The organism is Candidatus Protochlamydia phocaeensis (genome assembly GCF_001545115.1).
Classification (GTDB): Bacteria; Chlamydiota; Chlamydiia; order Chlamydiales; family Parachlamydiaceae; genus Protochlamydia_A; species Protochlamydia_A phocaeensis.
The window spans coordinates 51686-64699 of sequence record NZ_FCNU01000002.1 but is presented as its reverse complement, the minus strand read 5'-3'; the positions used below and the strand labels follow the sequence as shown (position 1 = coordinate 64699).

Below are 13014 nucleotides of genomic sequence, written 5' to 3'. Positions count from 1 at the left end.
TCGCTTTGCCATTAAAGGGAATCCGCAAGGCGCTGGACGAGTGTCTTAGCCATCAGGGCATGATAAAGCAAGCCCTTTGATCCCATGCCGGTCAGAACCCATTGGCGAGAGGGCAATTGAAAAAGAAGAGGAAGATGGTTTGGCGTAACGGCTCTTAGGCCAGCATAACAGCCGATTAAGGGCGCCTCCCCTAAGTAGGGAAGCATAGCTGCGATTTTAGGTAAAATATCTGCTTTGGCTACTTCCGGCTGGCTTTCCGCATGGGACCAGCCTCGCTCATACGTGGCGCCTGCCAGGCAGGTCTGCTGTCCGGGAGTCATCAAAAGATAAGCCTGGGAATTAAGCGCGCAAGGCAAAGAGGGATGAGCAGGTGGCCAAGCTAATTCCAATACCTGTCCTTTGACAATGGATAGCGGCAGATGAGACAGCTCGGCAAAATTCCTTGTATGGGCGCCTGCCGCAATAATGACATGATCGAATTCATTAAGCTCTTCTAAAGTTTTTATTGAGCGCAGCTCAAAGCTGGCGCCTTTTTCCTGGCAGGCGAGCCAAAGGCCTTGAAGATATAGGGCAGAGTGGAGGATTAAACCTTGCTTGATCCATAATCCCGGAACTGCGGCACAACCGGGAACTTTCATTTGGCATTGATCGATTCCTAGCCATTCGACATCTTCCGGATAAAGCTGGGCGCAGCGTTGGTAATCTTGCTGCTGCTCCTCTGTTAAAGCAAGCCGCAAAATGCCGGGCTGAGGAGCTGTGACCGATTTTTTCAACGCTTGTGCGGAAACTTCGATCAGCTTTTTTGTTTCTTCCATTCCTTCTCTTCCCATCCGATTTAGTTTGGCATGGGCGCCTGCAAAGGGATGCAAAAGCCCGGCAGCTATACCGGACGTGCCTTTTCCAATTTCTTTGTTATCAAATAATTGAATATGTAAATTCCGAAGGGATGGATGATTGAGTAAGTGCCAAGCGACAGCTAGGCCGCAAAAACCAGTTCCGATAACGGCAATGTGCATTTTTTTCCTCAACTAATCAATTGCTTGCAGGGCAATCTTGAAAATCATACAGAAGATAAGAAATTATAACAGGATAAAACACGATAAGCTAGGTGAAACTTTCCCGGAATTTATTCTTTAGCAGGCTGGTTGATCCAACACGAGTAGACTGCAATCTGACTGGAAAGAACGTGAATCCAGGCGATTAACAATTTGAAGACAAGCGCTAAGGGGAGGGAATAACCTCAAATATCGATTATGAGGGGTTTTAATACAGTCTATAAAGAAAGCATAAAAGAAAATTGAAAGGAAGGAACCTTCTATTAAGGGTCATTTCCTCCTTGCATTTGAGTAGAATAATATTGGTATTAGCAGTATGATCGAAATTTTAATGGTTTCAATTGTTTAAATTTAACCTTATTCTAAGGAATAAAAGTGGAAATAAGAACTGGTGCTAAAAAAGAACTCAAGCGCATTTTGTTTTTATTATCTGCAGCAATCATTTGTGCAGGCCTGCTGACCGTCTTTATGCTCTATTTTTATGGGCCGACAGGACGTTATTTGGCTGGAAATAGCATTTTAACTCCTTTGACGCTGAGCCAAATTAATTTGAGAGACAAGCATCCTCAAACGGGTCAAAATGTTCGTTTCATCTTTGATAAAAATGAGTTTTCCTATTTTGATCGCAAATTGGGAAAAAGGCATCAACTTGTCATTCCTTCGGATGAATATGAACAGTTTTATCATTTGGTTTCTTCTGATAAAAGCCTAGAAAATGTGACGGCAGAAATAGAAAGGGCTTTCAATTCCGCTCATCCTACCTTATTGACAACAAATTTACGCATAGATGTATCTGGATTTGCTCCCGGCTCTAAAATCGTTCAAATAATTCAATTTGCCGAAAATGACTATTTTCGGGTACAGCTGCATGGCGACGGCCAAGGAATGGAATGGGCCTATTTTTATCATTCAGGCCTTTATCAAACAATTATGGCTCTCTTTACCGCACATACAAATTTATGAAAGGTCGATTGTTATTTTTAGGTACAGGATCTTCGGTAGGTGTACCGGTCATTGGGTGCAGTTGTGCTGTCTGCTCTTCTGCTTCTCCTTACAATCAGCGCCTCCGCCCTTCCGTTCTTATCCAAACAGAGCAGAAGAAACTATTGATTGATCCGGGGCCGGATTTTCGGCAGCAAGCCCTTCGCCATCATATCACAATGCTGGACGGTATCTTATTGACGCATGCCCATCATGACCACACCTCTGGGGTCGATGATTTGCGGCCCATTTATTACAGGAGAGAGAATCCGCTGCCAGCTTTGCTCTCTGAGGAAACGGCTTTGGAGCTTCAAATGCGCTATTACTATATTTTTAGATCAGAGGATCCGGATGAAACCTTTGTTCCGCGCATTCAGTTGCAAATTCTTCCGCCGCAGCGCGAAGGAAGCGTCGATTTTATCGGCTTATCTATTGGATATATGACATACGAGCAAGGGGGCATGCTTGTGAATGGATTCCGATTTGGGGATTTAGCCTATCTTTCTGACATCCGCTTATTCTCGCATACCCTTTTTGAACAATTGCAAGGGATAAAAACGCTCATTATCAGCGCACTTCGCCATACTCCTTCGCCTTTGCATTTCTCCGTCGATGAGGCCGTTGACTTTGCCCATCGAACCAAAGCCGAAAGAGTGTGGCTGACTCATCTTTCGCATGAGTTAGATCATGAAAAAACCAATGCCTATCTGCCCGATCATATTAAGCTGGCCTATGATGGATTGGAAATTGAATTTGGGAACCCATCCTAAGGATTTACTATGGCAAATGAGAAAAATATACATAAAGAGTCGACCCTAATTTCGCATGAAGAAGAAAAAATCCAACGCGCTCTTTTAGTCTCTGTTTATCAAGGTCCGTCAAATAAAAAAATTTGCGAAGAACATTTAGATGAACTTGAATTATTAGCCCGCACCTATGGAATAGAAACGGCCTGTAAAATGCCTTGTGCCATCCGCAAATTTGATGCCTCCATTTATATTGGCAAAGGAAAATTGGAAGAGCTTATTCAATTATCGAAAGAATTGCAGGTAGATCTAGTTATTTTTGATGATGAAATTACTCCTGCTCAGCAAAGAAATTTGCAAAAAGCGTTTATCATCCCTGTGATGGACCGGACTGAAGTCATTTTGGGAGTATTCGGACAAAGAGCACAGACGAAAGAGGCCAGGCTACAGATTGAATTGGCAAAAGTTAAATATGAAGTGCCTCGTTTGAAACGCATGTGGACACACCTATCGAGACAGGCAGGAACTTCCGGCGCAGGAGGCGGGGGCGCTTATTTAAAGGGAGAAGGCGAGAAGCAAATTGAAATTGACCGCCGCATCCTTAAACGCAAAATCGATCAGCTGCAAAAAGAAATTGAAGAGGTGCGCGCCAATCGAGAGACTCAGCGCCAGTCTCGTACTCGCTCCGAAATTCCCGTTTTTGCGATTATTGGCTATACCAATGCCGGGAAATCTACTTTGCTGAATGCTTTGACTGAAGCTGGCGTATTTGTGGAAGACAAGCTGTTTGCCACTTTGGATACGACGACGCGAAAATTTACGCTCAAGAATAATCAAGATATTCTTCTTATTGATACCGTGGGTTTTATTCGCAAACTTCCTCATTTACTAGTTGCTGCTTTCAAAAGTACATTGGAAGAAGCTTTAGAGGCAGATATCTTATTGCATCTCGTTGATGTCAGTCATCCCATGGCAGAAGAGCAGGCGGCGACAACGTATGAAGTGCTTAAGGAGTTAGGCGCCGGCCGCAAACCTATCATTACAGTTTTAAATAAGATTGATAAATGCGAAAATCCCCACATGATCCATCGCATTCGCATGAGTTATCCCAAAAATGTTCTCATTTCTGCTTTGAAGCGCGAAGGATTCGATGATCTGCAAGAGGTGATGATTCAAGAGCTGAAGCGTCAGCGCACAATTGTTGAAATGCGCATTCCACAGAGCGAATATGCCGCCGTTAGCGAGATTATGCGTTCCGGAAATGTCCTAAACCAAGACTATGAAGAAAATGATGTCTTACTGCGCGTAGATCTTCCCATTCCCATAGCCAATAAATATGCGCATTATCAGCTCATTGATAAGACTCATAAGTAAAAAAATGGATTATTCAATTCAACGTTTGCCAGAAGAAGACCGACCCCGAGAGAGGTTATTGCGTTTCGGGGCTGAGTCTTTATCTGTTGTCGAGTTAATTGCTTTAATTTTGGGAAGCGGAACTAAAACAACCCCTGTTCTTCAGCTCGCCCAGCACCTCATTGCTCGCTTCGGAAGTTTACAAAAATTGGCTGAGGCCACAATGGCAGAATTGCTGGAGGTCAAAGGAATTGGGCAAGCAAAGGCCATCCAATTAAAGGCCGCTTTAAATCTCGGTATGCGAGCCTCCCGGCAGCTGATTAAACCGCGGTGCAAGATCGAGCATCCCATCCATGCTTATCAGCTCATAAAAGAAGAAATGGAAAAAGAGACGCGGGAAATCTTTGTTGTCATTCTGCAGGATACAAAGGGATATATCATTTGCCATGAAATTGTTTCCATTGGCAGCCTTTCGCAAGCCCTCGTTCATCCGCGAGAAGTCTTTTATCCTTGTATCCGCCATAAAGCGGCTAGCTTAATTGTTGCGCATAATCATCCAAGCGGCGATCCTACTCCCTCTCCTCAAGATTTTGAATTGACGCGGGTACTCGTTGAGGCCAGCCATTTGCTCAGCATTCCTTTGCACGATCACTTAATTATTGGAAAAGACTCTTTTATTTCTTTACGCCAGAAAGGATTTAATTTTAATTAAAGAGTTGAAATTTAGAATTAAAGTTAATTGTTTAATTTAAAGGTTGCCAAAAAATCCTTTAAATTGACATCCTATTTAGCATATATTTTATACAAAAATAAAAGAAAAGGACAAGCGAGCACTTAACTAATCGACCAGGCAAATCCCTGGACTGCCCATTATGCGTTACCATATGGGGCTTCTTTCTTAAAATTGAATTGACGGGCTGTTAAGTTTTAAGAAAAAAACTAGGTGAAGCGCAATAAATTTTAAAGATTATTTTTGGTTTTCTTTAATTTTATTTTAAGATTAATTTTTTGACATCGTTTTGTTTACTAATAACGTTTATTTTGTTATTATAGATTTAGATAAATAACTATGAGATTTTTTTTTGTTTCCTGTAGGAGTTTCTTATGTCTAATCCTCGTGTAACAGGTCCCTCCGGTAACTCGTCTCCTATTCCGCCTGATTATCCTGATATAGGGATAAACGGACAAATCGAGAAGGATCAAGTCGAGACTGTGACGAATGAAAAGGCGCAAGAGACACTAAAAAATCCGCCCAAGTCAAATTTTTCTTATTATAAGTTTTGGACTTGGAATTTGTTTAAAAAAGCCGATACGCCAGCATCCGACACTCAAACTCAGGTAACTCAGAATAGTAACTCATTGATTGTTAAGGAAGAGGGGAAAGGTAAAGACCAGGGTTCCGAGGTTTCTGATGATGAAGGGGGAATTGAGGACGAGTCAGGAAAGAATGAAAGTGGAGCTCAAGCCTCTTTTGAGCAAGATTTAAAAGAATTTGAGTCGGAATTGCCGCTTAGTCAAATTCCCGGAAACCTCATTCAGGAAGAGGGAAACTCGTTTCCCACTTTAGACGTAAAGGAAAAGAAATTTGAGAAAACGACAGAGAAAACAGCTCAAACCGGAAATCGCTTTTGGAATGCGCTTTCTAGCGTAGGTGGGGCAGTTCATTCCGTTGGCGGAGCAATAGTTGGAAAAGGCTGGGATTTAGCTAAGGCGGGAGGCCGATTAGCCCAGCATCAAGGGGAAAATTTAGTTCAATGGGGAAAGGAAACAGGAACAAACGCTCTTAAAAGCTATTTAAATAATTACGCCAAAAATTTAGATAAAGCGTCTTATATTGCCCATGCGCATGAGCGTATCCGCACCGCCCTTCCCAAGGATCCGCAATTTATTGAACTTGCCGGTTTTCTGACGGACCAGCTGCAAAAAGTTGCTCAAAGCAATCTCCCGAAAGAAGGGTGGCTTGGGGATAATTTGCAGGAGCAGCAGGCATTAATCAGTACACTGATTGAAATCAATCTTGCTAGAGGAATGGCTAATTTGGCCGAGCAGATTGAGCAAAATAAAGAGACGATTCCTAACTATGATAAGCAGCCTGCTTTGGTCAGTATTCTTTCGCTTTTTTGCAAAAAAGCGGAATCTCATATCAATATGGAAAAATTGGCTAGTATAGAAGAGAAATATCAAGCCAATCGAGAAGAATATAAGCGATTACAGCAAAAACTATTTCCCGATTTAGATAAAAAACCTGCATCTCAACAGGTTATTCAAGAGATTATCCAGGGAAATAAAGACTTCTCGGAAGCCCTTGAGCTATTTCCTGATTTAGCCAAACTTGTACCTGCGGACGCTCAGTTTTTGCCTTTTTCTTTGCTCAACCAAATGCTGATTAAAAATGTTGAAAATCACGAAGAGGAAAGGCTGAAAGATATTGAAGCGGGATATCCAAGTCTACTTGGACAGTTAGCGGATTTCCAAGCTTTTGCGCAAGTACTTGCAGGGGAGAGGAAACGCCACCAAGAGCTTCAGCAAATCATGCAGTTGCTGACAGACGACATTTTAACCTATTTATTTCCTAACAAAGTACAAGATGTTGTCATTCCTAGATTTGGTTTATTAAATATCTCTTATGCCCAAAACTATCTCTACAATAATATTAGGGATCTGGTTGCAGCATTTTTACAAAAGTCATATGAGCCCTTGGCTTTAGATATAGATCGCCGAAAAAAATGGGAAGAGGTCGTCCAAAATCGAATCGGTTCTCAAGTTAGCATTCCGGATTTAATGATTGCTCCGACTAATTTCTTAGTGGGATATGGTAAGAATTATATTCAGTCCGATCCTAGAGCAATCAATTTGGTGGAATGGGCCTTAAGCGCGGTTGCGGAGCCAACCAAGGAAGGGGAAGCCAATCCAGCCAATATCACTAAAAATCAAGTCCTGTCCAATCTGTCCCAGGCGGAGTTGGCCGGGTGGCTGGTAGAATCTGCTCAGGCAATGCTTCATACTCAGGATCCTCACTTGCTAAATGCAGGTTTTTTTATCCAATCGGTTTTAAATGAGTTAACGTTAGGATTATTGGCCAAAGGGGCGGAAGTCTTGATTCCTGAAGGGCATCAAGTTAAAGAAGACCAATTGGTGAAGGAATTAGCGGAGCGCATTTACGACCATTATAAATCCTTACAGCAAGGCAAGGCTGTTCCCGAAGCGTTTTGGGAAAATATCGTTAAAGACCTGCCGCTGCCTCCTACATTGAAAAATTTGATCGCGAAAAAATTGGTTGAGCAAGCGGAAAAGTATCAAAAGACTTTACGTGAAAATACCATTTTAGAAGAGGTGCGAGCGCTGCATGCCAATGCGCTTAAGAAGTTTAGCGGCTATGAAAATGCCGGTCAGTTTATCGCTATTAGCGAAACCATTAGCAATCAGCTTGTCAAAACCGTTCTGGAAAATAACATAGACTTGGTAAGTAAGTGGGGCGCTGGGCAGACCATTGAAGAACTCGTAGAGCAATATCTACCCGGTATCAAAGTTAGCGATGAGTTGAAAAAATGGTTAAAAAATAATATCAGCGCTTTAAGCAGCGAAGAAGAGGGCCAGATAGCTGAGCCTGTCGCTTTAATTAAGCAGGGCATACAAGCTGTTATTTTGACCGCTCTTAGCAATACCATTGAAATGAATTTCTCGAACAGCGAACTTTATGCGGCTCAACTGCTAAAAAATATCCACACGTCCGTTCAGAAAGCCTTTCCATCTTTTACAGAAGAACAGAAAAAGGAACTGCGTGCGGCAATTGACTTGCAGGATAAAATTAGAGCCAATAAAGCGCAGATTGAAGAGTTAAGAAAATTAGCGGCCGATCAGCCGTTTAAAGGGCTGGATTGGTTGCAGATCAATCTTATCAAGCAAGTATTAAGATCCGAGCAGCTAGCTACCCGAGCAGATGATTATGTCACTAGCTTGGAAGCTAAAAAGAACGACATCTTGGAAAAATTAAGGGTGAATTCGCCTTTGGCATGGGATGATAGTGAGTTAGACAAGATTCGCTCGGCTCTTGCTTTCCGCCAAGTTGTCCAGCAAGAGCTTGCTGAGGCTAGGGCTCAGAAGCCTAGTTTGACGGAAATGGCTTTCTTGATGGAGAAAAGAGACCGGTTGAACGCAGACAAAGAGCTAGAAAAAGAATTGGCTAGCGATACGAAGAAAACGGCTCAAGAGCTTGCACAATATGAGATATTGATAGGGCTTTTAAATTATCCGACCGAAAAGTTGCAGTTAATCTCCGATGTGTTAAACATCGATAAAACACTTCAACATGCGCGCTTAGAATTAGAGCATTTAAATAAAGATCTTGAGCAAGCGCATCAGAATGTGCAATTTGAAAATATGAGTTTGGATAAGACCAATAAGAAAGAATGGTCAGCCGCAATCAATTGGATGGGAAAAATCTTAGATAGCCGAAGGACAACTAAGCAATTGATTGCCGAAAATCAAGAGTTGGCCCAAGAGCTGGAAGCGCATATGGAGCCTTTCCGCTTGCTGGCCAATGAATTGACAGCCTTAATTGGATTGGAGCAAAAGAATAAGCTAGGTCTGCCTGCTGTATTGGAAAATAGGATTTGGCCGCTCATTGAGCAAGCTAAAGAGAAAACGATTCCATTGATTCTATTCGATCAAGTCTCGCCTATGCTGCTGCCGGTGATGGAAATAGAGGAAAATCGGGCAAAATTGCAAAAACTGGCGCAAGGGAATAAGCTTTTGTCAGATCTTTCCCATGCTACAGCAGAAGATTTAATCGGAAAAATCCCTGATTTTATCACTAGCTATCGCCCCTTTGCCGACCTCATTCTGAAAGTTGCCAAATACACCAATCGGTCTGCTAGTAATATTAGCCGCATGGATAAGGCTTTGCGAGCAACAATGTTGAAACTGGGCAAAGAGGTAATCGTAGCCGATCGCATTAAGTCTTTGCTGGGAGATAAAGTGGCAGCTGATCGCGTAAATGCTGTCGCAGAGACCCTTTACCAGGCGACACAAGCTGCAGGACCAGAAGGAGTGACAAAAACGACTATTTTCCGCTTATTAAAGCAGGAAAATCCGAAAGAAGCGGTTAATATATTAGATAAGAAGGCGCAAGAATTGGCTTATCAGCTCAATACGCTTTTAATTAATTCCGGAAAAACCAAGCTAACTGAAGAGCATCTGATAGAAGCTTACACCACTTTTTCAGGAGCTAATTTAACAGCTGCAGAGAAAGAGGAATTAATAAAAGATTTAGAAAAAGAAGAAGCTGTTACCAAAATTCAAAGAGTTGTCATTAGTCCGGAAGAGATCGCCCGCTTTATTAATGATGCGATTCCCGGAGCGACCGAACTTCATGCCTTGCTTGCTCCTCAAATTCAAGCTGTTATCTCAGGAGATGATAAGACATTTGAAGAAAACCGTGGTTTTGCAAAGCAATATGTTGAAGCAATGATCCTTCGCCTGTGTGTCAAAATAGCAAGCGCAAATGAGGGAGAGAATGTTTTAGCTGTCCTGACCGAAAAATTGAAAAATATGGCGTTAGACTCTGACCTCATAGAAAATAAAACGCGAGAAGAAGCGGCTCGCATCATGATCGATAAGGCTTTTAGCGATATCGCCGGTATAGAATCCGAAGCGGATTTAAAGGGCGTACCCTTAGCTCTTCAAAAGCTTGTCTATAAAACACTTAAAGAACAGGCGTATCTGCAGATTAGCCCGATGTTGTTTCCCATGATTGAACGGACACAGAACAAGCAATTGCTCGATCGCCTATCCGGATCAAAAATGATGAGTAATCTGGCTAAAGCATTAGCAAATGATGTCATGTACTTATTGCCAGCCGGATTAAGCAGTTATCTCCCTATTACGAAACAGCTATGGGTTGATTTGTCCGGAAAAGAACCTACTAATGAACAAGTAGAGGCTTTTGCTGACAAAATCCGTGAGATGATGAAGAACTCTCCGGATAAGCATGTTTACAACCGCAAGCTATTCGAATTGTACGAGGCTGTTTCTCAGACGACTTTGACTGATGAGCAAAAAACTAATCTGAGAAAGACTTTAAATGAGAAGGGCTACAAGTCTAAGATTCAAAATATAAAAATCACTCCCGAAGAGTTGGCGGAATCCTTAGGCAATTTCCTGCCACATATTGAAGGCTCTCTTCAGAAGTCGGTTGCAGAAGCTTTCCAAGATTTGACGCGCAATGAAAGCGAAGCTTACCAGAATATCTCTGGTTTTGCAGGTCAATACATTGAAGGAATGCTCCTGCGCATTTTCATTAAAATTGCGGAAAAGAATCCTCGCGAAAGAGGCAAGGACAGTCTTGTTGTTTTAACGGAACGTTTGCTTAATTTGGCAACAAGCAAATATCAAGAGACTAAAGATCGGAATTTTGAAGAAGTGGCCAAAGAGCTCAATGATGCCGTCTTGAAAGATGTTTTGGGAATTAATTCCAAAGAAGATTTAGAAGGTCTCCCTCCTCCGTTGAAAGCGAAAGTTTATAATGCTCTTAAGGATGTCTTGGGTACAATGGCGGTTAAAGTTTATAGCGGTTTAAAAACGCTAGATAGCGATCAACCGGCCATCAAAGAAGCGAGAAAAGAGCTGAAGCGTTTTGGGGTCGAAGAGAACTCGCAGCGTGCTTATGCCGACATCCTAGCCGAAGATCTAGCCAACATGGTTGTCTCGGCTGTTCCTCACACGCTGACTGAAATCGCCGGCGGCACTAATATGCGCGGGGTGACGCTTATCTCCAAAAGCGTTCAAGATCATTTACAAGAGTTATCTAGAGGCAATCTTCAAGTAGCTGGCTTACTGTTGAATTATGCGAAAGCTCCTCTCTTTGAAACGATGTTAAGCAATAATTTAGCTAAAATCGGAGATCCTAATCAATTAGTGACCGATAAGAAGAAAGCGGCGGATCTGATCAGTAATTTAGTGGTCGTGCCTTTAAACGGCGTATTATCTAAGGCTGTAGATTTTGAAAAACAAAGAGGAGCCGATTTTAATCGCAAGTTGATGGTCAATGTTTTAAAAGTAGCCACCAACCATTGGAAAACGCTGAACGAAGCAAAGAAATTGGCTGCCTTAGAAGGTCGTTCGCATATTTCGCACGCGGATTTTGTCAAATCTTCTCCTCAATTGCATCCGGCAGTTCCCGTTGCACCTGTGTCTTATGCCCAATCGTTGGCTGCTATTAAGGAGAAATTGCAAGGGGCTCTAACTGATGAACAGCTAGATCGTCTGGAGAAAGAAATTAGGGAAATGGTAAAGGCCGAGGAAAAAGACATTAAGATTTTTACCGCCCAAGATCTAATTGATAAAATTAATGAAATTAAGGGAGAGCCTATTTCTGATGCGCGCAGGCGCGCCTTGAAAAAGATCAATCCTGTAACGAATAAATCCGTTATGGATCTTATCCATGAAGAGGCTCAAGCGATTAAAAAGCAAAGACAAGAGGCTTTCTACGATCCGACATCGCGTCTCCTCTTAAAGATGATTTTCCCAAAAGGCAAAGATGATTTGGAATTTGTGCCTGAAGAGTTGCGCAAGCAGACTTGGAAGATCCTTAAGAAAAATTTATTTCCTAAGATGCTTCCTATGATTATGGAAACTGTCTTGGAGCAAAATAAATTAAAGAAGATGGTGCTTAAAAGTCTAGAAACCCTAAAAGACAATTTGGATCAAGAAATAGTGCTGGATCATACGCCTCCGGAAGATCCTTCCTTAGATGAGTTGGATGCAGCGTCTGGCGCTCTTATGGTAGAAGTTCTTGAAACAATCGAATTACCTAGCTGGATTAAGAAAAAACTCAAGGATCCTCGTACAGGAGAAGTCAATCCTGCCCTAGTAAGATCATTGGGAGCAACTTTAAGAAAGCAATTTAATGAGACCTTCATTAAAGATAAGTTAGAAGTGGCATTAAAAGCCGCTGTTCAACGCGACGAGCATGGCAATCCTACTTTGCACTATGATACTTCAAGCCAAGCAGAAAAAGCTGAAGCGAGAAGAAGGGAAGGGGCTGCATTGGATGTCCGCCTCCGTAAAACCTCGCGTGAATTGGTGGATTCAAGCATCTCTTACTTTATTAGAAGCACCTGGAAGAAAGCGCAGGCTAAATTTGATCGCGCTATTCAGGGAATAGCCGGAAAATTTGGAATGAAAATTAAGCGTGCTTTAGATGCTGTATTTAGATTCGTTTTCTTCAAGATTATCGGTACAGCTCTTGCATTTTTGTTCAGCCCTATTAAAGACTGGGCAAAGAATAAGCTTTATGACTATATCATGCTAGATCGCAACCGTGATTCTATTATGGAGTTTCTCACTCGCATACCTGAAGATCAGCCGGTAGAGAGCTTGCATGCCGTCTATAATGAAGACCTAGCCTACAAGCTAGCTGAAGCGCTCAGAACAACAGTGGAAGACGTGATGAAGACTCCGATTCCCGAGCCAAAAAGACGGCCTCCCAGAGGGCCTGATTTGACATCTGCTGCGCCTGCTGCATAGTCCAAACTATTCCTCAATTAAGCCATGCCTGTCGTAAAAGGGCATGGCTTTTTTCTTTGCTTAAAAAATCCCTTTCGCACTATCTCCCGCTTCCTTCTAGGAAGAAAATAATCTCAAATATGGGGTATTATGGGATTTAATACAGCCTCTTACAGGGCTACTTAAAAAACTCCAAACTCAGGTTAAAAGGCTTTTAACCCAACTACTAAATAAACGTTCATATTGGCTCTGTTTGGTTTATGAAATTAATGTATTAATATTCATTAGAGTGTATGAAAACTCATAGGCCTGTATTGAGAGTCTTTTCTTCTTGGGAGGAAGCCTGAAATTGAGAGGTATAATGACCTCAATAT

Annotated in this window: 6 protein-coding genes; 5 read left to right on the top strand and 1 reads right to left on the bottom strand. The window is 42.2% G+C overall.

What is annotated here, in order from left to right; translation table 11 throughout:
* Nucleotides 1–11 precede the first annotated feature (11 nt).
* The gene (locus BN3769_RS00305; RefSeq protein ID WP_068466405.1) at nucleotides 12–1016 is read right to left on the bottom strand and encodes an NAD(P)/FAD-dependent oxidoreductase; all 1005 of its coding nucleotides are present in this window, start codon (nucleotides 1014–1016) and stop codon (nucleotides 12–14) included.
* 414 nt (nucleotides 1017–1430) lie between these two features.
* Between BN3769_RS00305 and BN3769_RS00300 the strand changes: the two genes are divergently transcribed.
* The 5 genes from BN3769_RS00300 (at nucleotide 1431) to BN3769_RS00280 (ending at nucleotide 12661) form a co-directional block, all read left to right on the top strand.
* The gene (locus BN3769_RS00300) at nucleotides 1431–2018 is read left to right on the top strand and encodes a hypothetical protein (protein WP_068466404.1); all 588 of its coding nucleotides are present in this window, start codon (nucleotides 1431–1433) and stop codon (nucleotides 2016–2018) included.
* Nucleotides 2015–2806: an MBL fold metallo-hydrolase gene (locus BN3769_RS00295; protein WP_068466401.1), complete on the top strand. Its 792-nt coding sequence runs from the start codon at nucleotides 2015–2017 to the stop codon at nucleotides 2804–2806. Before BN3769_RS00300 ends, BN3769_RS00295 begins: the two co-directional genes overlap by 4 nt.
* Before the next feature lie 9 nt (nucleotides 2807–2815).
* Nucleotides 2816–4156: a GTPase HflX gene (gene hflX, locus BN3769_RS00290; RefSeq protein WP_068466399.1), complete on the top strand. Its 1341-nt coding sequence runs from the start codon at nucleotides 2816–2818 to the stop codon at nucleotides 4154–4156.
* A 4-nt stretch (nucleotides 4157–4160) separates the two neighbouring features.
* Nucleotides 4161–4847: a RadC family protein gene (radC, locus tag BN3769_RS00285; RefSeq protein WP_068466398.1), complete on the top strand. Its 687-nt coding sequence runs from the start codon at nucleotides 4161–4163 to the stop codon at nucleotides 4845–4847.
* A gap of 392 nt (nucleotides 4848–5239) precedes the next feature.
* The gene (locus tag BN3769_RS00280; RefSeq protein WP_068466396.1) at nucleotides 5240–12661 is read left to right on the top strand and encodes a coiled-coil domain-containing protein; all 7422 of its coding nucleotides are present in this window, start codon (nucleotides 5240–5242) and stop codon (nucleotides 12659–12661) included.
* Nucleotides 12662–13014 lie beyond the last annotated feature (353 nt).